Origin of the sequence: Streptomyces sp. NPDC006197, assembly GCF_040613865.1 — a bacterium.
Taxonomy (GTDB): domain Bacteria; phylum Actinomycetota; class Actinomycetes; order Streptomycetales; family Streptomycetaceae; genus Streptomyces.
Genome location: NZ_JBEXSZ010000034.1, coordinates 23,119 through 43,847, shown reverse-complemented (window position 1 = coordinate 43,847; position 20,729 = coordinate 23,119). Strand labels below are relative to the sequence as shown.

20 protein-coding genes are annotated in these 20,729 nt (G+C 74.9%); 10 read left to right on the top strand and 10 right to left on the bottom strand.

Annotated elements, in window-relative coordinates:
- Nucleotides 1–23: 23 nt before the first annotated feature.
- Nucleotides 24–950: an MHYT domain-containing protein gene (locus ABZ318_RS13775; protein ID WP_356902661.1), complete on the bottom strand. Its 927-nt coding sequence runs from the start codon at nt 948–950 to the stop codon at nt 24–26.
- Between the two features lie 315 nt (nt 951–1,265).
- Here ABZ318_RS13775 and ABZ318_RS13770 point away from each other — a divergent pair, with 315 nt between their 5' ends.
- Together ABZ318_RS13770 and ABZ318_RS13765 are read left to right on the top strand one after the other, a co-directional pair.
- On the top strand, nt 1,266–1,844 hold the full coding sequence (locus tag ABZ318_RS13770) for a methylated-DNA--[protein]-cysteine S-methyltransferase (RefSeq protein WP_356902660.1): 579 nt from the start codon (nt 1,266–1,268) through the stop codon (nt 1,842–1,844).
- A gap of 104 nt (nt 1,845–1,948) precedes the next feature.
- Nucleotides 1,949–3,217 (top strand): MFS transporter, encoded by a 1,269-nt coding sequence (locus ABZ318_RS13765; RefSeq protein WP_356902674.1) that lies wholly within the window; start codon nt 1,949–1,951, stop codon nt 3,215–3,217.
- 16 nt (nt 3,218–3,233) lie between these two features.
- Here the strand turns inward: ABZ318_RS13765 and ABZ318_RS13760 are convergent, their stop codons facing one another.
- The 4 genes from ABZ318_RS13760 to ABZ318_RS13745 form a co-directional block, all read right to left on the bottom strand.
- On the bottom strand, nt 3,234–4,214 hold the full coding sequence (locus tag ABZ318_RS13760; RefSeq protein WP_356902659.1) for a hypothetical protein: 981 nt from the start codon (nt 4,212–4,214) through the stop codon (nt 3,234–3,236).
- A complete protein-coding gene (locus tag ABZ318_RS13755) occupies nt 4,211–5,584 on the bottom strand; it encodes an MFS transporter (RefSeq protein WP_356902658.1) in 1,374 nt (457 codons plus the stop codon). The genes ABZ318_RS13760 and ABZ318_RS13755 overlap by 4 nt, the downstream gene beginning before the upstream one ends.
- A complete protein-coding gene (locus ABZ318_RS13750) occupies nt 5,584–6,924 on the bottom strand; it encodes a discoidin domain-containing protein (protein WP_356902657.1) in 1,341 nt (446 codons plus the stop codon). Before ABZ318_RS13750 ends, ABZ318_RS13755 begins: the two co-directional genes overlap by 1 nt.
- A 325-nt stretch (nt 6,925–7,249) precedes the next feature.
- A complete protein-coding gene (locus ABZ318_RS13745; protein ID WP_093876650.1) occupies nt 7,250–7,606 on the bottom strand; it encodes a cupin domain-containing protein in 357 nt (118 codons plus the stop codon).
- A 272-nt stretch (nt 7,607–7,878) separates the two neighbouring features.
- On the opposite strand from ABZ318_RS13745, the gene ABZ318_RS13740 reads away from it, so the two are divergent.
- Together ABZ318_RS13740 and ABZ318_RS13735 are read left to right on the top strand one after the other, a co-directional pair.
- Nucleotides 7,879–8,910, top strand: coding sequence for a pseudouridine-5'-phosphate glycosidase (locus ABZ318_RS13740; protein ID WP_356902656.1), 1,032 nt, complete (start codon nt 7,879–7,881; stop codon nt 8,908–8,910).
- Nucleotides 8,907–9,821: a sugar kinase gene (locus tag ABZ318_RS13735; protein ID WP_356902655.1), complete on the top strand. Its 915-nt coding sequence runs from the start codon at nt 8,907–8,909 to the stop codon at nt 9,819–9,821. Before ABZ318_RS13740 ends, ABZ318_RS13735 begins: the two co-directional genes overlap by 4 nt.
- Before the next feature lie 171 nt (nt 9,822–9,992).
- Here the strand turns inward: ABZ318_RS13735 and ABZ318_RS13730 are convergent, their stop codons facing one another.
- Entirely contained in the window at nt 9,993–10,628 is a 636-nt protein-coding gene (locus ABZ318_RS13730) for a uridine kinase (protein WP_356902673.1), read from the bottom strand.
- Between the two features lie 115 nt (nt 10,629–10,743).
- Between ABZ318_RS13730 and ABZ318_RS13725 the strand changes: the two genes are divergently transcribed.
- The 3 genes from ABZ318_RS13725 to ABZ318_RS13715 are packed head-to-tail and all read left to right on the top strand — an operon-like array spanning nt 10,744 to nt 12,334.
- Entirely contained in the window at nt 10,744–11,160 is a 417-nt protein-coding gene (locus ABZ318_RS13725) for a VOC family protein (RefSeq protein WP_356902653.1), read from the top strand.
- A gap of 47 nt (nt 11,161–11,207) precedes the next feature.
- Nucleotides 11,208–11,960, top strand: coding sequence for an SDR family oxidoreductase (locus ABZ318_RS13720; RefSeq protein WP_356902652.1), 753 nt, complete (start codon nt 11,208–11,210; stop codon nt 11,958–11,960).
- 26 nt (nt 11,961–11,986) lie between these two features.
- Nucleotides 11,987–12,334 carry a MerR family transcriptional regulator gene (locus ABZ318_RS13715; protein ID WP_356902651.1) on the top strand — a complete coding sequence of 116 codons (348 nt, stop codon included), beginning with the start codon at nt 11,987–11,989 and terminating at the stop codon, nt 12,332–12,334.
- A gap of 28 nt (nt 12,335–12,362) precedes the next feature.
- Here the strand turns inward: ABZ318_RS13715 and ABZ318_RS13710 are convergent, their stop codons facing one another.
- Nucleotides 12,363–12,992, bottom strand: coding sequence for a helix-turn-helix domain-containing protein (locus tag ABZ318_RS13710; RefSeq protein WP_356902650.1), 630 nt, complete (start codon nt 12,990–12,992; stop codon nt 12,363–12,365).
- Between the two features lie 84 nt (nt 12,993–13,076).
- Between ABZ318_RS13710 and ABZ318_RS13705 the strand changes: the two genes are divergently transcribed.
- The 3 genes from ABZ318_RS13705 to ABZ318_RS13695 all read left to right on the top strand — a co-directional run bounded on the left by ABZ318_RS13705 (nt 13,077) and on the right by ABZ318_RS13695 (nt 15,518).
- Nucleotides 13,077–14,288, top strand: a complete 1,212-nt coding sequence (locus ABZ318_RS13705) for a pyridoxal phosphate-dependent aminotransferase (protein ID WP_356902649.1) — start codon at nt 13,077–13,079, stop codon at nt 14,286–14,288.
- Nucleotides 14,289–14,357: 69 nt separating this feature from the next.
- Entirely contained in the window at nt 14,358–14,816 is a 459-nt protein-coding gene (locus ABZ318_RS13700; protein ID WP_356902648.1) for a hypothetical protein, read from the top strand.
- A gap of 12 nt (nt 14,817–14,828) precedes the next feature.
- Nucleotides 14,829–15,518, top strand: coding sequence for a DUF2293 domain-containing protein (locus ABZ318_RS13695; protein ID WP_356902646.1), 690 nt, complete (start codon nt 14,829–14,831; stop codon nt 15,516–15,518).
- Between the two features lie 47 nt (nt 15,519–15,565).
- Here ABZ318_RS13695 and ABZ318_RS13690 read toward each other — a convergent pair whose 3' ends face one another.
- The 3 genes from ABZ318_RS13690 to ABZ318_RS13680 all read right to left on the bottom strand — a co-directional run bounded on the left by ABZ318_RS13690 (nt 15,566) and on the right by ABZ318_RS13680 (nt 20,670).
- The gene (locus tag ABZ318_RS13690) at nt 15,566–16,354 is read right to left on the bottom strand and encodes a chaplin (RefSeq protein ID WP_356902645.1); all 789 of its coding nucleotides are present in this window, start codon (nt 16,352–16,354) and stop codon (nt 15,566–15,568) included.
- Between the two features lie 198 nt (nt 16,355–16,552).
- Nucleotides 16,553–17,824 (bottom strand): SWIM zinc finger family protein, encoded by a 1,272-nt coding sequence (locus tag ABZ318_RS13685; RefSeq protein ID WP_356902644.1) that lies wholly within the window; start codon nt 17,822–17,824, stop codon nt 16,553–16,555.
- Nucleotides 17,821–20,670, bottom strand: coding sequence for a DEAD/DEAH box helicase (locus ABZ318_RS13680; protein WP_356902672.1), 2,850 nt, complete (start codon nt 20,668–20,670; stop codon nt 17,821–17,823). Before ABZ318_RS13680 ends, ABZ318_RS13685 begins: the two co-directional genes overlap by 4 nt.
- Nucleotides 20,671–20,729: the final 59 nt, after the last annotated feature.

The following is a 20,729-nucleotide window of genomic DNA, read 5'->3' as shown; positions in this document are numbered from 1 at the left end:
CCGCCCGGGTGCCGGGCGTCCCGTCACCAGTCCTGGGAGCGGTGTCCGCCGCGCGGGACGGCCCTGCGCGCGGCCCGCCCGGCGGCCCGTCCGGCGGGGCGGCCGACAGGGCGGGCGTTCCAGTTGGCGGGCTCGCCGTAGTAGGACGGGACGTGGCGCGGCGCGGGCACGCCGGGGCGGTGCGGGGTCCGGGCGGCGGGCCGCTGCCAGTCCGGGTCGCCCATCACGAGCAGCGGGTCGAACATGACGACGACGGCGGCCAGGATCAGGAAGACCGCCGGGCCGATCAGCATGGGCAGGAGGAGCGAGGTGGCGGGGTCGCCGGCTCCGGTGGGGGCCCCGGTGCCGTGCAGGTGGACGCTGACGGCGGCCATGGCGGTGTAGTGCATACCACTCACGGCGACGCCCATCACCAGGCTCGCTCCGAGACTGGCCAGAAATCCATGCACGGAGACTGCCGCCCAGAGGGCCGCGGTGGCGGCCACGACGGCGATGACCACGGAGAGGGCGACGGTGAGCGTGTCGTACTCGATCCGGCCCTGGAAGCGCATACCGGCCATGCCGAGGTAGTGCATGGTGGCGACGCCGAGGCCGGTGATGGTGCCGCCGGTGACCAGGGTGAGGGCGGTCGCCCCGCGGTAGCCGACGATGAAGATGCCGATGCCGACCATGAGGACGGCGACGCCCAGGCTGGCGAAGGTGATGGGGCGGTCGTAGTCGATGGGTGCCTGCGCGACGGAGAAGCCCATCATGGCGATGAAGTGCATCGTCCAGATGCCGGTGCCGATCGAGGTGGCGCCGAGGGCGAGCCAGCCCGCTTTGAAGGTGTCGTGGTGCCGGAGCGATCTGGTGGTGCACCTCAGGCCGAGGGCGCCGCCGAGGCAGGCCATGAGAAAGGCGGCCACCGGCGTGACGAGCCCGTAGCTGAATCCGTCGACCGTGCCCTGCATGAGCGTGTGCCCTCCACCCCTGGTGCAACGTCGTCCGAAAACAGTCGGTACCGCTGGGTAGTACTACCGGGGCGAGATTATGGCGCGCCGGGGGCCCGGCGACCATGTGACCGGGGAATTTCCATTCGCGAGACCGGAGCGAGACCGGGCCGTGATCTCGGTGACGGCTCCGGACCGGGTTGTCCGCGACCGTTCCGGACCGGCTTGTCCGTGACGGGCCGGGGCCGCGGTGCCGGTGACGGTTCCGGACCGCGTCCTCGTCGCCGGTGACGGTTCCGGGGCCCGCTGTCGGTGGCGGGTCGTACCGTGGGCGGCATGGACATCGACACGGGGGCGGCAGCGGGGCCGGGCGGCGGGGAGCGGGCCGTCACGGTGGAGTGGACGGTCGTGGAGAGCGCCATCGGGCCGCTCTTCCTCGCCGCGACCGGGCGGGGGCTCGTGCGGGTCGAGTTCCACGCCGACGCGGCGCGGCGGGAGCGGACGCTCGACCGGCTGGCGGGGCAGCTCGGCGCGGAGCCGGTGGAGTGCGCCTCGGGACGGCTGGCGGAGGCGATACGCCGGCTCGACCGGTACTTCGCGGGCGAGCCGGACCGCCTCGACCTGCCGCTGGACTGGAGCCTGACGACCGGCTTCAACCGGCAGGTGCTGCGCGAGCTGGCGACGGGCGTTCCGTACGGCACGGTCGTCGGGTACGGGGAGCTGGCGAGACGCGTGGGGCAGCCGGGCGCGGCGCAGGCGGTCGGGGCGGCGATGGGCGCCAATCCGCTGCCGGTCGTGGTGCCCTGTCACCGGGTGGTGGAGAGCGACGGCGGTCTCGGCGGCTTCGGCGGCGGTCTGGAGACGAAGCGGCAGCTGCTGGCCCTGGAGGGGGTGCTGCCGGCGCCGCTCTTCTGAGCACGGGCGGTCTTGGCGGGAGGGAGAAGGGGGCGTTCCCATCAGGTGGGACGGCTGGCACACTCACGTAAGTGACCCACACCCCCAGTGCCCCTGACGCTGCCGTGCCCGACGAGATATCCGCCCCCGTCGCCCCCGTCATCCCCGCCGAGCTGCCCGCGCTCCGCCGGCGCGTTCAGGCCACGCTGATCGCCACCCAGATCCTGGGAGGCCTCGGCATCGCCATCGGCTTCGCCCTCGCCGCCGTCCTGGCGAGGGACGTCAGCGGCACCGAGGCGCTGTCCGGTCTCGCGTCGACGGCGTCGGTGGCCGGCTCGGCTCTGGTCGCCATGCCGCTGGCCACGCTGATGGCCTCGCGGGGGCGCCGGACGGGACTCGTCCTCGCGTACCTGCTGGCGGCGCTCGGCGCCGGCGTGGTGGTGCTCGGGGCGGTCCTCGGGAACTTCCCCCTGCTGCTCGTCGGTCTCGTCGGCTTCGGCGCCGGGTCCTCGGCGAACCTGGCGGCCCGCTTCGCCGCCGCCGACCTCGCCGAGCCGGACCGCAGGGCCCGGGCCATCTCCACGGTGGTGTGGGCGACCACGATCGGCGCGGTGCTCGGCCCGAACGTCGCCGCGCCCGCCGGGAAGAGCGTCGCGGGCCTGGGCGTCCCGGCCGCCGCCGGCCCGTTCGTCTGGGCCGCCGGCGTCTTCGTGCTCGCGGCGGCCGTGGTGGCCGTGCTGCTGCGACCGGACCCGCTGCTCACCGCCCGCGCGCTGTCGGCCGCCGGGCCGGGCGAGGCGGAGGAGGGCCGCTCCCTGCGGGCCGGGATGGACGCGGTACGCAAGTCACCGCGGGCCCGGATCGCCCTCGTCACCATCGCCGGCTCGCACACCGCCATGGTGTCGATCATGTCGATGACCCCGGTGGCGCTCACCCATCACGGCGCGGACATCCAGCTGATCGGGCTCGTGATCAGCGGGCACATCACCGGGATGTACGCCTTCTCGCCGCTGATGGGCTGGCTGTCCGACCGCCTCGGCCGGCTCTCGGTGATCGGGCTCGCGGTCGGTCTCATCGGTACGGCGGCGCTCGTCGCGGGCACGGCGGGGCCGTCGCACGGCCGGACCGCGCTGGGCCTCTTCGTCCTGGGCCTGGGCTGGTCGGCGGGGCTGGTGTCCGGCTCGGCGCTGCTCACCGACTCGGTGCCGCAGGCCGCGCGGGCCGCCGTCCAGGGACTCTCCGACTTCGTGATGAACACCGCCGCCGGGGTCGGCGGCCTCGCGGCGGGCCTGATCGTCTCGCAGGCGGGCTACGGGCCGCTGAACGCGATCGCCGCCTGCCTGCTGCTGCCGATGGCGGCGCTCGCGCTGCGGGGCGCCCTGCGGAAGGTCTGACCGGACCGCTCCGGTCTCAGCGCGGCACCGCCGGGGACGAGGCCCCGGCGGCCAGTCGCCGCGGGGCGCCCGTGCCGTCGGCGGGCACCGACCAGACCGCTCCCCCGTATCCGTACGCGAGGGTCCTCGGGTCCGTCCACAGCGCCTGGTCGTCGATGCCGCGCCGCTCGGCGACGGGGTGCTCGCGTCCGGTGCGCAGGTCGTACACGTACAGCCGCCATGGCTCGCGCGGGCCGTCGGAGACCCGCTTCTTGAAGGCGATCCGGGTCCCGTCCGGGGAGAGCGAGGGGCATTCGACGTTCTCCCGCAGGGTCCGGGCGGACCAGTTCCGCATGTCGCCCTCGACGAGGTGGGTGCGGCCGCCCGTCGAGACGGTGGCGTAGAAGCGGTTGTCGTCGGCGGCGAAGGTGACGCCCCAGTAGTTGACGTCGGGGGCGTGGTGGCGGCGGCCTTCGAGGATGAGCGGGATCTGCTCGATGTTCTTCACCAGGTAGCCGGTGCGCAGGTCGAGGATCGAGGTGCGGGTGGAGAAGGCCGAGCGCGCGTACGAGTCGCCGGTGGCGAACATCGTCCAGGACAGCATGCGTCCCGAGGCGGAGACCCTCGCCCGGCTGGGGATGCCGGGCAGGGCGATGCGGCGGGTCTCGCGGAGCCGGCCGTCGAGCACGAGGACGTACGAGCGGGCCGGTACGCCCGGCCGCCGCTGGAGGCAGAGGGCGGTGGAACCGGCCGCGTGGAAGCGGTCGCAGGAGGGTCCGCCCGCCACCCGGCCGCCGGGCGCGGCCGGGTCCACGCGCGCGACGCGCCCGCTCGCGGTGTCCCGGAGGTAGAGCGCACCGGTGCCGCCGTCGAGGGTGAAGCCGGCTTCGGCGGTCCCGGTGGCGGCGGCCCGCCCGGAGGCGGCACGGAGGGTGTAGGCGGTGGCTCCGCCGCCGAGCAGCAGGAGGGCGAGGACGAGGATTCCCACACGCGCGCGCGTGGAGGCGGGGACGTTCATGTCGTGCTCCCTTCAGGGGCGTTCACGTCGTGCTCCCCTCGGGGCGGCCGTGCCGTGCTCCCTCCGCGGGTCGGCCCGGGCGGCAGCAGACGGGCGGCGCAGCCCAGGGCGGCCGCGAGGGCCAGGGAGGCCGCCACGAGGGCCGTCTCCGGTCCGCTCGCCGTCCAGACGGCACCGAAGGCGACGGCGGCGCCCAGCCGGGCGAGCGCCTGCGCGGTCTGGACGACCGCGAGGCCGCCGGCCTGCCGCCCCTCGGTGAGGAACGGTCCGGTGAGGGCCATCAGGACGCCGTCGGTGGCGGCGTAGAAGACCCCGAGCAGGGCGAGGACGCCCACGAGGGCCGCCGCGCCGGGCACGGGGGCGAGGAGCAGTCCGTAGGCGAGGAGCAGGGCCCCGTGTCCGTACAGGAGGGGCCGTCGGCGTCCGAGGCGGTCGGCGAGGCGGCCCGCCGGGACGGCGAGCAGCAGATAGACGGCGGCCGCGCCGAGCGGCAGGAACGGGAACCAGGCGGCGTCGAGGTCGAGGCGCCGCTGGAGCAGCAGGTAGAGGAAGGAGTCGCCGACGGTGGCGGCGCCGAGGAGGGCGGCGCAGAGCACGATCCGGCGGTACGCGGGTGAGCGCGGGGCCGCGAGGAGCCCGCCACGCGCGCGTGGCGCCGCCGGGGCCTTCGGCCGCGTGTCCCGGTCGTCCCGCGGCCGGGCGGGGTCGCACGGCCGGCCGGGGTCCTGCTGTCGGCCGGGGCCCCGCGGCCGTCCCGGGACGAAGAGCAGCCAGACCAGCACGCCGAGCGCGCCGACGCAGAAGCTGACGGCGAAGACCGTCTCGTACGTCTCGGCGGTCGCCCACAGCAGGGCGAAGGCGGCGAGGGGTCCGAGGAGGGCGCCGGTGGTGTCCATGGCCCGGTGGGCGCCGAAGGCTCGGCCGAGGTCCTCGGGCGGGCTGTGCAGGGTGATGAGCGCGTCGCGGGGCGCGGTGCGGACGCCCTTGCCGAGCCGGTCGGCGGCGAGGGCCCCGGCGATCCAGCCGGTCGCCCCGCCGGCGAGGAGGAGGCCGAGCCGGGAGCAGGCGGAGAGGGCGTAGCCGAGTCCGGCGACCTGTTTGTGGCGGCCGCCGCGGTCGGCGCCGGCGCCGCCGAGGAGCCGTACGAGCGCGGTGGCGCCGGTGGTGAGGCCGTCCAGGAGGCCGAACTGGAGCGGGGAGAGGCCGAGTCCGAGGACCAGGTAGAGCGGCAGGACGGCGGTCACCATCTCCGAGGAGACGTCGGTGACGAGGCTGACCGTGCCGAGGACGAGGACGGTGCCGGGGACGCGCCGCCGAGCCCCGGTGGGGCGGGGCGGCGCGTCGCGGCGACCGGTGGTCGCGAGGTACATCAGTGGCAGGTGTAGGTCGGGCCGGAGTCCTTGACCTGGTCGTCGGTGCCGACGTACTGCCAGGTGTAGGTGGTGTCGGTGAGGTCCAGCTTCAGGACGCCGTACGTTCCGCTGATCCGCTTCTGGCTGTTCGGCTGGACCGTCTCGATGTCGTAGGGCTCGGCGCCGCCCATGCCGCCGACGATCTCGACGATGCCGTCGGCGGTGGCGCGTCCGCTCGGGTCCTGCGGGGCGAAGCGCTCGTAGTGGTGGTCGTGTCCGTTGAGGACGAGGTCCGCCTTGGCGCCGTAGAGGATCTGCCAGACGGGCTTGGAGACGGGGTCGTTGCCGTGGCCGCCGGAGGAGTACAGCGGGTGGTGGAAGTAGGCGGCTATGCAGCCCTTGGTGTTCCGCGCGAGGTCGTCCTTGAGCCACTGGATCTGCGCGGCGTCGTCGAAGGTGTTGGAGTCGAGGGCGACGAAGTGCCAGTTGCCCTGGTCGTAGCTGTAGTACGGCTTGCCCTGGGGGTAGGCGATCGCGCCGAAGTACGACTTGTAGCCGGAGAACGCGCCGGCCGGGTCGTAGGACTCGTGGTTGCCGGGCACGGGCCGGGTCTGCGCCTTGAAGGCGCCCCAGGACTTGTCGTAGTAGTTGCGGAAGTCCGAGAGACGGGCGTCGTCGTACTGGTTGTCACCCATCGTCAGGTAGAAGGACGGCGCGATCCGCTGGGCCAGCGCGGCGGTCTTCGGGTGGGCGCAGGAACTGCTGGAGGCGGTGCACTGGGCGGCGATGTCGCCGGCCGCGACGACGGTGAAGGAGCCGGTGGGCGGGGGCGTGGTGGGGGTGGTGCCGTAGACCTCCACCGTGTAGAGCGAGTAGCCGTACGAGGTGCCGCGCGCGGTCCCGTAGACGCGCAGGTAGCGGCCGGTGCCGGTGAGCCCGGTCCAGTCGTCCGTGCCGCCGTTGCCCGCGGTCTCGGTGGCGAGGCGGGTCCAGGTGGTGCCGTCGGCGGAGATCTCGACGCGGTAGGCCTTGGCGTAGGCGACCTCCCAGACGAGCTTGACGCGGGAGACGGTGGCCGAGGGGCCGAGGTCGACCTTGATCCATTGCGGGTCGACGCCCTCGGTGCTGGCCCAGCGGGTGGTGGAGATGCCGTCGAAGGCCTTCTCCGGGCCGAAGGTGGAGTCCTCGACGGAGGAGGACGTGGCCGGCCTGCCCTGGGAGATCAGGGTGTCGGCAGCGGCTCCGGCCCGGTCCGGGAGGGCGAGCAGGAGTCCGCCGACGAGCAGCAGCACGGCGGCGAGGACGAGGGGCAGTCGGTCGGTGGTGCGGCGGGGTGGGGCGGAGGCGAACGGGCGCATACCTGGGCTCCCTGGCCTGGGGGTCGGCGAGAGCTGGACACCGGTGCGGGGCACCACGGACCGGCCGCGGGGTGCGGGCCGGGGCGCCCGTGCCGCGGGGGACGGACACGGGCGACCGACCGGGTGGCGATTCGGGCGCCACACGGCGGGGTGGTGCTCGGCGGCCGGGTCAGAGCTCTCGCTGAGCGCGTCACGCCCCTCGGAGGGGGCGCCGCGCCGAGCCGCTGCCCGGGAGGATAGCGGACAGGAAGGTTTCCTACCAGACTCCCGACTTCCCCTCTCCCGCCCGGAGTTCAGGGGCTCGCCCCGGGGGTTCGGAGGGTCCTCAGAGGCTGATGTGGTACGCCTTGCGCAGGGTCTCGTGCACGGTCCAGGTCGTCCGGTCGCCCTCCCGCAGCACGCACGCGTCACCGGGGCCGATCTCCAGCGTGTCGCCGCCCTCGACGGCGACGGTCGCCCGTCCGGAGACCACCACGAAGAGCTCGTTGGCCTCGGTGTCGGTGACGACGCCCGGCGTGATCTGCCAGATGCCGCGCAGCTGCTTGCCGTCGGCCGACTCCCACAGCACCTTGCCCGTCACCTCGGGCGTGCCGGAGACGATCTGGCCGGGGTCGAGGGGCTCGGCCTCCAGCTCCGCGTCGGGGATGTGCACGGCGAAGGAAGGCAGGTCATGAGTCGTCATGGGCGGTGACTGTAGCCGGGCTCCGAGGGCCCTCCGAGGCCGGGATCGGATGGAAGAACAGCCTCCGTTTCGGCTCCGACCAGGGGTGACGCCGAGGGGCGAGGGTGGCGACGAAATCCGCACCGGCCCTCCGTCGCAGCGCCCCAGGGGTGTCGCGGCCGTCGTCGCCGTTTTCGTCCGGCGCCCCGTCGCGGATTCCGCAGGGGCCCTGGGTGTGGCAGGAGGTCGCCAACGAGGTTTGCGGGGCCGGTGATCGCGCCAAGGAACCACACATGTCCACACAGGTGTCCGAAGAGGTACGGGAAGCGCTCCACGAGGGCCGGCCCGTCGTCGCGCTGGAATCGACGCTCATCGCCCACGGCCTGCCGCGCCCGCGCAACCTCGCCGTGGCGGCGGAGCTGGAGGAGTCCGTACGGGCCGGGGGCGCCGTCCCCGCCACGATCGCGGTGATCGACGGCACAGCCAGGATCGGCCTCGACGGGGCGGCCCTGACCCGCATCGCCGAGGACCCGTCGGTGCGGAAGCTGGGCCACCGCGACCTGGCCCCCGCACTGGCGACCGGGGCCACGGGGGCGACGACGGTCTCGGCGACGGCCTGGCTGGCGGACGCGGCCGGCATACGGGTGTTCGCGACGGGCGGGCTCGGCGGCGTGCACCGCGAGTGGAGCGAGACGCAGGACGAGTCCGCCGACCTGCGGCTGCTCGCCCGGGTCGGGATCACCGTGGTGTGCGCCGGGGTCAAGTCGATCCTCGACGTGCCCGCGACGCTCCAGCGCCTGGAGACGCTGGGGGTGACGGTCGTCGGCTACGGCACGGACCGCTTCCCCGGCTTCTACCTCTCCTCCTCGGGCGAGCCCGTCGACTGGACCCTGCGCACCCCGGAGGAGGTGGCGGGGGTGATACGGGCGCAGGACGGGCTCGGCGGCCCGCGGGCCGCGCTCGTGGTGGCCAACCCGGTGCCGCCGGGCGAGCAGTTGGATCCCGCGCTGCACGACCGGGTGCTCGCGCGGGGCTTGGCGGCGGCGAAGGAGAAGGGGATCACCGGGCAGGCGGTGACGCCGTTCCTCCTCGAATACCTGATGGTGCACACGGAAGGAGCGTCTCTGGAGGCCAACCTCGCGGCGGTACGCGGCAATGTGCGGCTCGCCGCGAGCATCGCGGGGGCGTACGCGGCGGGGGCGGGGCCGGGCCGTGCCACGGGTACGGGGACGGGTGCGGGTTCCGGCGGTGCGGCGGCTCCCGGCCCGGGCGCCCGTGACACCGGGACGCACCACCCGTCGGCGGCCGGCGCAGACGGCCGGTGACCCGGGCCGGAGGCGCGCTGCTGGTCGTCGGGGACGTGGTCACGGACGTCGTCGCGCGGCACCGGACCCCGCTCGCTCCCGCCACGGACACGGCGGCGGAGATCCGAACCCTGCCGGGCGGCGCCGGGGCCAACGCCGCCTGCTGGGCGGTGCGTTCGGGGTGGGACGAGGTGCGGCTGCTCGGCCGGGTGGGGACGGACGCGGCCGACTGGCACGAGCGGGCGCTGCGCCGGGCGGGCGTGCGTCCCCTGCTCGTCCCCGACGCGGACGCGGCGACGGCCACCGTGATCGCGCTGGTGGACGGCTCGTCGGAGCGCACCTTCCTGACGGACAGCGGTGCCGCGCTGCGCCTCTCCTCCGCCGACTGGTCCGCGAGGCTGCTCGACGGCGTGGCCCGGCTGCACCTCTCGGGGTACCTGTTCTTCGCCGCGCCGAGCCGCGAGACGGCCCGCCGGGCGCTGCGGGACGCCCGGGAGGCGGGGGTCCCGGTGAGCGTGGACCCGGCCTCGGCGGGGTTCCTGGCGGAGCTGGGGGCGGACCGGTTCCTCACGGCGGCGGAGGGCGCCGGGACACTGCTGCCCAACGCGGACGAGGCCCGGTCGCTCACCGGGTGCGGCGAACCGGAGGCGGCGGCAGCGGAGTTGAGCCGGCGTTTCCCGCTGGTCGTGGTCACCCTCGGGGCGGCGGGCGCGCTGGTCGCCGAGGGCGGCACGGTCATCGCGCGGGTGACGGCGCCGCCGGTGCGGCCGGTGGACTCGACGGGCGCGGGCGACGCGTTCACCGGGGCGTTCCTGGCCGCGCGGCTCATGGGTGCGGATCCGGTGCGGGCGGCTGAGGCGGGCTGCCGCGCGGGCGCGGAGGCGGTCACCACGATCGGCGGCAGACCGCCGGAGGGCCCGGGCTTTCGGTGACGCCGGGACGTCGCCGAGGGCCCGAGCGGACGGCCCGGAAGCCGGACGGAGCCCTGGAGCCGGACGGCCGGGCGACCGAGGCCCGGACTTGGGCCTGGAGCCGGACGGCCGGGAGGTCAGGCGGTCTGAAGGTCGGGCGGCCGGGACCGGACTCGGCCCTGGAGCCGGGCGCTACGGCCGCAGCCCCGTCCAGGCCGGGTGGCGCGGGTCGTCGGCCCGTACGACGGCGTCCGCCGCCTCGGCGGGGCCGACCTCCGTCTCGTACCGGGCGAAGGCGGGCAGGGTCCAGGACTCCTCCGTGCGCCGGGCGAGGGCGGCGGGCGAGAGGCGCAGGTGCACGGTGAGGTCGAAGGGGAACCAGTGGCCGAGCAGGAAGGGTCCGTGCAGCACGAGCACCCCGCGCGGGGGCAGCGTGACGTACGGGCTGCGGGTCGCGCGGTCCGTGGCCGGGTCCCACAGGTCCGGCAGCACGCGCCCGCTGCCGCCGGGCTCCAGCGGGCCGAAGACCTCCCGCCACAGGGCCCCGGTGTCGGTCCACCCGCTGTAGTACGCGTCGGGGTCCTGCTTGCCGTACTCGTACCGCAGGGACGCGGGCCGCAGGAAGCCGCCGGTCCCCACGACGTGGACCGCCCGCCCGCGCGTGCGCAGCGCCTCGGCGAGGAGCTCGGCGAGCTCGCCCCCGGGCGCGGCGGGCGGCCCGTCGACGCCCACCTTGAGCCAGGCGTCGCCCGCCGCGGCGGCGGACGTGTCGAGGTGGCCGGCGAGTGCCTCCGCCAGCCGGTCCCAGGTGATCGCCTCGTATCGCATCCCGCTCATCCTGCCCGTCGCTCCCCCCTGACGCGTAACGGCCGACACCCCCGGCATTACGGTGGCCTGGCCGCGTGACCGCACGGCACCCACGGAGGAGAGGACTCGTTTTCCCATGAGCCTGCGTCAGGAAGCACTGCCCTACGAGACCACGGAGACGACGACGCCCTTCGGCCTCGGGCTGCACCATGTGCAGCTCTCCCTGCCGCCGGGCGAGGAGGAGGTGTGCCGCCGATTCTACGTGGACGTGCTGGGCATGACCGAGATCCGGAAGCCGCCGGTCCTCGCGGCGCGCGGCGGCCTGTGGGTGCGTTCGGACGCGCTGGAGATCCATCTGGGCGTCGAGGAGGACTTCCGGCCGGCCCGCAAGGGGCATCCTGGCATCCTGGTCGCCGACCTCGACGGGCTGGCCGAGCGGCTGACCGGCCTGGGTGTCGAGGTGACGTGGGACGACAACTTCCCGGGCCACCGCCGCTTCTACGTCGCCGACTGCCACGAGAACCGGCTGGAGTTCCTCTGCCCCGAGCGCTGATCCGGGCTTGACCCTGCCACTGGCGGCAGGGTCCGACCATCGGGTCCATGGACACCACCACACCCACCAGGGTCGTCGTCGTCACCGGCGCGGGCACCGGCATCGGCCGGGCCACCGCGCGCTCGTTCGCCGCGCAGGGGGCGACGGTCGTCGCCGTCGGCCGCCGGGAGGAGCCGCTGCGGGAGACCGCCGAGGGTCACCCGGGCATCCTCCCGTTCGCCGCCGACGTCACGGCGAAGGGCGCGGCCGAGGAGATCGTCCGCGCCGCGCTGACGGACCACGGCCGGCTCGACGTCCTCGTCAACAACGCCGGGATCTCCGCCGGCGGCCCGCTCGGGACCCTCGACCGCTCCGTGATCGCCCCGCTCCTGGAGACGAACCTCGTCGCGCCGGTCCTGCTCACCCAGGCGGCCGTCCCCGCGCTCCGGGAGTCCCGGGGCGTCGTGGTGAACGTGACGACGACGATCGGCCAGCGCGGTTGGCCCGGCAACTCCGTCTATCCGGCGACCAAGAGCGCCCTGGAGACCCTGACCCGCTGTTGGGCGGTGGAGCTCGCGCCGGCCGGCGTGCGGGTCGTGGCGGTCGCGCCCGGTGCGATCGAGACCCCGATCGCGGACCACATGGGCCTCACTCCCGAGCGGCGGGAGGCGGTGCGGGCCTGGCAGCTGGCGCACACCCCGCTGGGGCGGGTCGGGCGGCCGGAGGAGGTCGCCTGGGCGATCACGGCGCTCGCCGCCCCGGACGCCGCCTTCCTGACCGGCACCGTGCTGCCCGTCGACGGGGGCGCGCTGGTCTCGTGATACGACTGCGCGAGGAGGTGACGTCCTTGCGCATCGGTGAACTGGCCCGGCGGACCGGGGTGTCGGCCCGTGCGCTGCGGCACTACGAGCAGGCGGGGCTGATCGCGTCGGTCCGCGCGGCCAACGGGTACCGGGTGTACGAGGAGACCGCCGTCACGCGGGTGTCGAACATCCGGTACCTGCTGGACGCGGGGTTCACGCTGGACGACGTCTCCGCCTTCCGCACCTGTCTGGACGGGGACGTCTCCGCGGTTCCGCCGTCCGCCCGCGCCCTGGAGATCGCCCGCGAGCGCCTCGCCGTGATCGACGCGCGCATCGCGGCACAGACCGCGGCCCGCGACCGCCTGGCGAAGGCGCTGGCCGCGCAGTCGTGAACCGCCCCTTCGCCGCGCGGGCCTGACCTCAGACCTGCGCGGCCACCGGCGCCGACCGTTCGAGCACCGCGCGGCCCGACTCCACCGCCTCGCCGAGCGTCAGCTCCCCCGCGGCGAGGGCCCTGCAGGTCGTCGTGTCGGTCCGCAGCCGGGCGTCGGGGGCGTCCACCCGTCCGTCCCCGTAGGCCGCGCTCCCGTCGGCCCCGATGCGTACGTGGAACTCTCCTTCGTCGAGGGCCACTTGGACGACCCCCGCGCCGAGTTCCGCCAGCGTGCCGAGGAGCGGGATGGCGTACCAGTGGGCGCGGACGGCGTCGGTGGGGCGCGGCTCGCCGAGTTCGGGCGCGCCCCAGGCGGCGAGGGCGCGCAGGACGGGCAGCAGGTCACGTCCGCGCGGGGTGAGTTCGTACACGTATGCCGAGGCGGGCGGGGGCAGTCGGCGCCGGGTGACGAGTTCGGCGCCCTCCATGTCCTTGAGGCGGCCGGCGAGCATGTCGGTGCTGACGCCGGGCAGGTCGGCGTGGAGGTCGGTGTAGCGGCGCGGCCCGGCGAGGAGTTCGCGGACGACGAGCAGGGTCCAGCGGTCGCCGACGAGGTCGAGGGCGCGCGCGGCGGCGCAGTGCTGGTCGTAGCTGCGGCGGCGTGGCTGACGTGGCATGCGACGCAGTCTAGACATGTTGTTGGACTTTCCAAGCTCGAACTTGGTAAAACCAAGCAACAACACTTCTGGGGAGGTCGGCGCATGGAGTTCCGGCAGTCGAGCAAGCTGAGCGAGGTCTGCTACGAGATCCGCGGCCCGGTCATCGAGCAGGCCAACGCCCTGGAGGAGGCAGGCCACAGCGTCCTGCGCCTCAACACCGGAAACCCCGCGCTCTTCGGCTTCGAGGCGCCCGAGGAGATCGTCCAGGACATGATCCGGATGCTCCCCAAGGCCCATGGCTACACCGACTCCCGCGGCATCCTGTCCGCCCGCCGCGCCGTCGCCCAGCGCTGTCAGTCGATGGGCCTGACCGAGGTCGACGTCGACGACGTCTACCTCGGCAACGGCGTCTCCGAACTCATCTCGATGGCCACCCAGGCCCTCCTGGAGGACGGCGACGAGGTCCTGATCCCGGCCCCCGACTACCCCCTGTGGACGGCCGTCACGACCCTCGCGGGCGGCAAGCCCGTGCACTACCTCTGCGACGAGTCGGCCGACTGGTACCCGGACCTCGACGACATGGCGTCGAAGATCACCGACCGGACCCGGGCCGTCGTCGTCATCAACCCCAACAACCCCACCGGCGCGGTCTATCCGAAGGAGGTCCTCGACGGCATCCTCGACCTCGCCCGCCGCCACAACCTCATGGTCCTCGCCGACGAGATCTACGACCAGATCGTCTACGACGAGGCCGTCCACCACCCGATCGCCTCCCTCGCCCCCGACCTGGTCGTCCTCACCTTCGGCGGCCTCTCCAAGACCTACCGGGTCGCGGGCTTCCGCTCCGGCTGGCTGGTCGTCACCGGTCCGAAGCAGCACGCCAGGAACTACCTGGAGGGCCTCACGATGCTGGCCTCCATGCGACTCTGCCCCAACGCCCCCGCCCAGTACGCCATCCAGGCCGCGCTCGGCGGCCGGCAGTCGATCCACGAGCTGTGCGCCCCGGGCGGCCGACTGCGCGAACAGCGCGACCGGGCCTGGGAGAAGCTCAACGAGATCCCTGGCGTCTCCTGCGTGAAGCCGAAGGGCGCGCTGTACGCCTTCCCCCGCCTCGACCCCGCCGTGCACAAGATCCACGACGACGAGAGGTTCGTCCTCGACCTGCTGCTGCGGGAGAAGATCCAGGTCGTGCAGGGCACCGGCTTCAACTGGCCGCGTCCGGACCACTTCCGCATCCTGACCCTGCCGTACGTCGACGACCTCGACGCCGCCGTCAGCCGCATCGGCCGATTCCTGAGCGGCTACCGGCAGTGACGTCGGACCCCTTGTGCTGTCATGATCTACGGGTCTGAAGGCCGAGGAGTACGGGGAGGGCGGCCGGTCATGGATGCGGCGCTGATAGCCGTGGCGGGAACCCTGCTGGGCGTGGTCTTCACGCACTGGTTCCAGGCGCGGGCCACCGAGCGCACGGCCGCGCTCGCCCGCACCGAGCAGCTCCGGCAGGAGCGGATCGAGACCTACAGCGCCTTCGCGGGCGCGGTCGTCGACTACCGGCACAGCCAGAACGACCGCTGGTTCCGGGCCCTCGCGCATCCCGGCTCGGAGGAGGCGGAGGAGTCCCGTCACGCCTCCTACCGGCAGCGCACCGCTGCCCGACAGGCCCTCTTCCGTGTCCAGTTGGTCTGCGACGACCCGGAGACCCGGCGACTCGCCGAGGCGGCCTTCGTGGAGTCCCACTGCATGCACGAGGCGGTCGACGAGGCGGACCGCGCCCGCCGCTCCGAGCAGGCCAAGGAGGCGCTCGCCCTGTTCGTCGCCGCCGCCGCGCCCGGCGTCCGCTGAGCGGGACCGGCCGTGGACCTCGTCGCGCCCGTCGTCGTCGAGCCGCTCCGGCGCCGGCGCTGCTCGGAATGCCACCGGGGGCCGCTGGACCGGATGATCGTCGAGTACAACGCGCCGGTCTGTCTGGACTGCGCCGACCTCGGCCATCTGGTCTTCCTGCGCCGGGGCGACACGGCGCTCACGCGCCGCGCCCGGGAGGCCAGCACGCTCTGGGCCGTGGTCGTACGGCACAACCGGCGCCGTACGCGGTACGAGCGTCAGGGCCTGCTCGTCGAGGAGGCCGCGCTCGCGGAGGCGGAACGGGCCTGCCTGGTGGACGCCGAGGCGCGGGCCGCGCGGCGGGCCCGGGACGCGGTGCGGCGCGCGGCCGCCGACGCCGAGATCACCACGGCGCTCCTGGCCGAGATCCTGCGGCTCTTCCCGTCCTGCCCGGCGGACCGGGCCACGGAGATCGCCGTCCACGCCTCGGCGAAGGGCAGCGGACGGGTGGGGCGCACGGCCGCGGGCCGCTCGCTCGACCGCGGCGCGGTCACCGCCGCGGTACGAGCCTCCGTACGGCATGTCGATACGCCGTACGACTCCCTGCTGATGCAGGGGGTTCCCCGGCACCAGGCCCGGACGAGGGTCGCGCCCGCCATCGAGGCGGTGCTCCGGACCTGGCGCCAGGGCGGCGGCACCACGAGCGGCCGGGAACGCGGCTGACGGCTCGGGCGTCAGCCCGCGTCGGCCGGGCCGCGGGGAACCGATCCTCAGGCCTGGTCGCCGACGTGGCGTCCACGGCGGTACAGCAGGGCGCCGCCGAGGAGCAGCGCGGCGCTCACGGAACCGGCGTAGCCCATGGCGTCCGAACCCGTGGCGGCCAGCGAGGCCGTGCTCGTCTCGCCCTGCGGCACGGGGGCCGGGGCGGGGGGCACGGTCTCGGCCCGCGGCCCCGGCACGTTCCGCACGGGGGTCTGCGGGCGCGGCGTCGGCGTCTCGATCGGCTGCTGGGGCTTGGCCGGGCCGTTCACCGCGGTGTTGCCGATGGCCGGGTTGAGCAGTCCGACGACGTTGACCGAGTTGCCGCTGACGTTGACGGGCAGGTCGACGGGCAGCTGGATGCCGTTGCCGGAGAGCACGCCGGGGGATCCCTGGGCGTGGGTCTCGGCGGTGGACCCGCCGCCGTTGGAGGAGCCGCCGCCGTGGGAGCCGGTCTGGGAGCCGCCGGCCTGCTCGCCGCCGCGCGGGGTGGCGGGCATGTCCTTGTGGGAGCCGCCGCCCTTCTCGTCCCCGTAGCCTCCGGTCTCGCGCTCGGCGGAGCGGTTGGCACAGCTGTTGCCGAAGGCCGGGTTGAGCAGTCCGACGACGTTGACCGTGTTGCCGCAGACGTTGACCGGCACGTGCACCGGCAGCTGGACCGTGTTGCCGGAGCCGACTCCCGGCGAGCCGACCGCGGCGCCCTCGGCGCCGGCCTCGGCGTGCGCGGCGCCCGCCGAGAGGGCGAGCGCTCCGCCCGTGACCAACAGTGTGGCCAGACCACTTCGGCGAATCTGCCTCATGGCTTCCTGCCTTCCGGAGGTGTGCACGGGCAAGTGCCCGTACCGGAATCAACGCGACAAACGTGCGTGCCGGATCCGGACATTGACGGGTTTCACTCCATCGAGTGGGATTCCGTTCGAGTGTCTGGTCAATATCCGTCGACGTCTGCCGACACCCGTCGACACCCCTCGACGCCCGTCAACGCCCGTCAACGCCCGTCAACGCCCCAGGAGCTCGGTGAGGGCGCCCACCGGGTCCGGGTCGGGGGCGCCGCGCGGCCACCAGTCCTCGCGGCCGGCGTCCGACTCGTATCCGTACCAGAGGCCGTCGCGGCCGAGCCGGAGCTGGAGGGACTCGCCGGAGAGCCGGTTGCGCCAGGGGCGGAAGGCGGGGAAGTCGGCGGCGAGCAGCGCGGGTCTGGCCCGGTCGAACGGGCCGGCCGGCGGATCCCAGGGCTCTTCGAGGACGGCGAGGCCCGCCGCGCCGCCCTGGCGCCAGGCGGCGACGGCGCGGGCGAGTTCCGTGGGGGTGCGGTCGAGGGCGCCCGCCAGGTCTCGGTAGAGCGCGCGCGACGAGGCGGTGAGTCCGGAGCCGGGGTGCGCGGCGGCCAGCCGGACCGCGTCCTGCCAGGGCGTGAGCGCGGCGACCGGGTCGTGGCCGGTGGCGAGGAAGGCGTGGGCGCGGGCGGCGGCCTCGGTGGCGAGGAGGTCGAGGGCGAGCGGATCGGGGGCGTCCGGGTCCGGCGGGAAGACGGCCGGGCGGCCGGGCCGGTCCGGGACCGGCAGCTCGGGCGGCAGCGGCGGGAGTCCTGCCCCGGTGGCCGCTGCGAGCGCGATACGGGCGGGGACCGTGGGCATCGGCGGGGCGGCGGCGCCCGTCTCGGCGGCACCCCGGGCGGCGTTGCGGCGGGTGAGTTCGGCGAGGAGCTCCTGCTCCCCGCGGCCGCGCATCAGGAAGAGGACGAACGGGTCCTCGTCGAGGAGACGGGCGGCCTGGTAGCAGAGGGCGGCGGCGTGCTTGCAGGGGTAACCGTCGTCCGGGCAGGAGCAGTCGGGGACGAGGTCGCCCGGCGCGGGCAGCAGTCCGGTGACCGCCTCCAGGGCGTGCGGCACGTCCTTGTCGAGGAGGGCGGCGATGTGGTCGGGGCGGGCGGTGGCCTCGTCGAGGAACCGTTCCCAGCCGTCGTCGCCGAGGGTCCGCATCCTGATCTCGGTGCGGTACGGGCGGGGCCGGCTGCCGTGGACGTAGGCGACGACCCGGCCGGGGGTGACCGTGATCGCGTCGACGTGGCCGCGCCCCGCGTACGCCTTGCCCCTTGCGAGACGGGCCGCGTCGAGGGCGGTGTCCTCCAGGGCGGCCACCCAGGCGTTCCCCCACCAGGTGGCGGCGAACCGGCCGTCGGGGGCCGAGCGCGGCGCGACCTGCGGGAAGCTGCGACGGCGGTCGTCGTGCCGGGGGGCGGCGCCCCGGGCGCCCCTTGCGTGGTTCACGAGGGCCTCCTCAGGGACACCAGGTCGGCGAGCTCCCGGTCGGTGAGTTCGGTGAGGGCGGCCTCGCCGGAGCCGAGGACGGCGTCGGCCAGGGCCCGTTTGGCGCGGAGCATCTCGGCGATGCGGTCCTCGACGGTGCCCTCGGCGACGAGCCGGTGGACCTGCACCGGCTGGGTCTGCCCGATGCGGTAGGCCCGGTCGGTGGCCTGCTCCTCGACGGCCGGGTTCCACCAGCGGTCGTAGTGGACGACGTGGCCGGCCCGGGTGAGGTTGAGGCCGGTGCCCGCGGCCTTCAGGGAGAGCAGGAAGACGGGGACCTCGCCGGCCTGGAAGCGGTCGACCATCCGCTCCCGCTCGGCCACCGGCGTGCCGCCGTGCAGGAGTTGGGCGGGGACGCCCCGCGCGGCCAGGTGGTCGGCGAGGAGCCGCGCCATCGACACGTACTGGGTGAAGACGAGCACGGACCCGTCCTCCGCGAGGATCGTGTCGAGGAGCTCGTCGAGCAGGGCGAGCTTCCCGGAGCGACCGGCGAGCCGCGCGGTGCCGCTGCCGCGCGGGGCCTGTTCCTTGAGGTACTGCGCGGGATGGTTGCAGATCTGCTTGAGGGAGGTCAGCAGGCTCATGACGAGGCCCCGGCGGGCCATGCCCTCGGCGCCCTCGATGCGGGCCATGGTCTCGCGGACGACCGCCTCGTACAGCGAGGCCTGTTCACGGGTGAGGGCGACGGGATGGTCGGACTCCGTCTTCGGCGGGAGTTCGGGGACGATCCCGGGGTCGGACTTGCGGCGGCGCAGCAGGAAGGGGCGCACGAGCCGGGCGAGCCGCTCGACGGCCTCCTCGTGCTCGATCTCCTCGTGGTTCTCCACGGCCCGGGCGTGGCGGGAGCGGAAGGCCTTGAGCGGGCCGAGGAGACCGGGGGTGGTCCAGTCGAGGAGCGCCCAGAGTTCGGAGAGGTTGTTCTCCACGGGGGTGCCGGTGAGGGCGACCCTGGCGGGGGCGGGGATCTCGCGGAGCGCCTTGGCGGTCGCGGAGAAGGGGTTCTTGACGTGCTGCGCCTCGTCGGCGACGACCATCCCCCACTCCCGCGCGGCGAGCCGGGCGGCGCTGGTGCGCAGGGTGCCGTAGGTGGTGAGGACGAAGCCGCCCTCGGTGCCGTCGAGGTCCCGGTCCGTGCCGTGGAAGCGCCGGACGGGCACGTCGGGGGCGAACTTCCGCACCTCCCGCTGCCAGTTGCCGAGGAGGGAGGCCGGGCAGACGACGAGGGTGGGGGCGCGGCGGGCGCGGCGCAGGTGGAGGGCGATGAGGGTGACGGTCTTGCCGAGCCCCATGTCGTCGGCGAGACAGCCGCCGAGGCCGAGGGAGGTCATCAGGTCCAGCCAGGCGAGGCCGCGGAGCTGGTAGTCGCGCAGGGTGGCGGTGAGGCCGGGGGGTGCCTGCACGTCCTCGGGGCCGGCCAGGAGCCGGTCGCGGAGCGCGGCGAGGGCTCCGACGGGGACGGCGGGGACGGACTCGCCGTCGACCTCGGCGGTGCCGGTGAGCGCGGCGGCGAGGGCGTCGACCGGTTCGAGCAGGCCGAGTTCCCGCTTGCGGGCCTTGCGGACGAGGGCGGGGTCGACGACGACCCACTGGTCGCGGAGGCGCACGATGGGCCGGTGGGCCTCGGCCAGGAGGTCCATCTCGCGCTCGGTGAGCGGATCGCCGTCGAGCGCCAGCTGCCAGTCGAACCGCAGGAGCTCCTCGCTGTCGAAGAAGGAGGTGCCGTCGGTGGCGGAGCCGGGCGCGGTGTGCGCGGGGCGGACGACGGCGGAGGCGCTGAGCGAGCGGGCGAGTTCCCGGGGCCAGTGGAGGGCGACCCCGGCGTCGGCGAGGCGGGCGGCGGCCGGGCCGAGCAGTTCGTACAGCTCGTCCTCTGTGACGGCGAGGACGTCGGGCACGTCCCGCTCCAGGAGACGGGAGAGCGGGGGCCAGACTCGGGCGGCCCGGCGCAGGGCGAGGACGGCGTCGATCCGGGCGCGGGGCCCGAAGTGCTCGCCGTCCCCCGCCCACAGGTCCGCGGCGTCGATGACGAGGGTGGGGTCGGCGAGGCTGTGGATCTGGAGGAGCGCGGCGGCGGCGTGGCGCTCCCCGCCGTCTCCTTCGCCGCCCGGGCCGGCGGCGTCCGTGGTGTCCGCCGCGTCGAAGAGTTCGTACGGCGACAGGTCGAGGCGGAGCGAGACCCGCACCCCGGCGTCCATCCCGGCCGCCGCCTCGGCCGCCCAGGCACGCGCGCGGGGCAGATGCTGCGGGGCTCGCGCCGCGAACGGCGCGCCGACCGCGTGGGCGGCGGCCGGGGTCCGGGGCAGGATGTCGGCGACCGCGTCGAGGAAGGCGCGCACGAGGGCCTCGGGCTCGGGCAGCCGCAGCGGACCGCGCCCCGGCACCGGCACGGCGTACCCCTCGTACGGCAGGGCGGCGGCGACGGCCCGCAGATGGGCGATGTCCTCGGCGTCCAGCGGTCCGGCCCGCCAGGCGTCCAGGTCGTCGGCGGTCAGTCCGGGCAGCAGCCGCCCGCGCGCGGCCAGGTGCAGGGCGTGCAGGGCGGCGGCGCCCCAGCCGGCGGTGGCGGGGTGCGCGGCCGGGTGGTGGCGGGCCGCGACGAGATGCGGCAGCGCGGCCTCGACGGGCAGGGTCACGGCGGGCACGGAGCGGCCCCGGGCACCGCTGCCGTGCCGCCGGGCCACGGTCAGCTCGACCCGCTCCGCCCCGCTCACCGCCGGGTCCGGCGGCACGCCGCCGTCGGGGGCCCAGAAGGCGACCCGGCCGTCACGGGGAAGGGCGGCGGGCAGGAAGACGGCGGCGCTGGTCATCCAGGTGTGTGCCACGGCTGCGCTCCCCTCCCGGGTGTGACGTCGTTCGGCCGCCGGAG

Bases quoted from the DNA above. Each gene is read 5' to 3' on its own strand.
- ABZ318_RS13760 (WP_356902659.1), bottom strand. From the start codon at position 4,214: ATGAACGTCCCCGCCTCCACGCGCGCGCGTGTGGGAATCCTCGTCCTC.
- ABZ318_RS13700 (WP_356902648.1), top strand. From the start codon at position 14,358: ATGGATGCGGCGCTGATAGCCGTGGCGGGAACCCTGCTGGGCGTGGTC.
- ABZ318_RS13705 (WP_356902649.1), top strand. From the start codon at position 13,077: ATGGAGTTCCGGCAGTCGAGCAAGCTGAGCGAGGTCTGCTACGAGATC.
- ABZ318_RS13730 (WP_356902673.1), bottom strand. From the start codon at position 10,628: ATGCGATACGAGGCGATCACCTGGGACCGGCTGGCGGAGGCACTCGCC.
- ABZ318_RS13720 (WP_356902652.1), top strand. From the start codon at position 11,208: ATGGACACCACCACACCCACCAGGGTCGTCGTCGTCACCGGCGCGGGC.
- ABZ318_RS13740 (WP_356902656.1), top strand. From the start codon at position 7,879: ATGTCCACACAGGTGTCCGAAGAGGTACGGGAAGCGCTCCACGAGGGC.
- ABZ318_RS13770 (WP_356902660.1), top strand. From the start codon at position 1,266: ATGGACATCGACACGGGGGCGGCAGCGGGGCCGGGCGGCGGGGAGCGG.
- ABZ318_RS13710 (WP_356902650.1), bottom strand. From the start codon at position 12,992: ATGCCACGTCAGCCACGCCGCCGCAGCTACGACCAGCACTGCGCCGCC.
- ABZ318_RS13750 (WP_356902657.1), bottom strand. From the start codon at position 6,924: ATGCGCCCGTTCGCCTCCGCCCCACCCCGCCGCACCACCGACCGACTG.
- ABZ318_RS13690 (WP_356902645.1), bottom strand. From the start codon at position 16,354: ATGAGGCAGATTCGCCGAAGTGGTCTGGCCACACTGTTGGTCACGGGC.
- ABZ318_RS13725 (WP_356902653.1), top strand. From the start codon at position 10,744: ATGAGCCTGCGTCAGGAAGCACTGCCCTACGAGACCACGGAGACGACG.
- ABZ318_RS13680 (WP_356902672.1), bottom strand. From the start codon at position 20,670: ATGACCAGCGCCGCCGTCTTCCTGCCCGCCGCCCTTCCCCGTGACGGC.
- ABZ318_RS13775 (WP_356902661.1), bottom strand. From the start codon at position 950: ATGCAGGGCACGGTCGACGGATTCAGCTACGGGCTCGTCACGCCGGTG.
- ABZ318_RS13745 (WP_093876650.1), bottom strand. From the start codon at position 7,606: ATGACGACTCATGACCTGCCTTCCTTCGCCGTGCACATCCCCGACGCG.
- ABZ318_RS13755 (WP_356902658.1), bottom strand. From the start codon at position 5,584: ATGTACCTCGCGACCACCGGTCGCCGCGACGCGCCGCCCCGCCCCACC.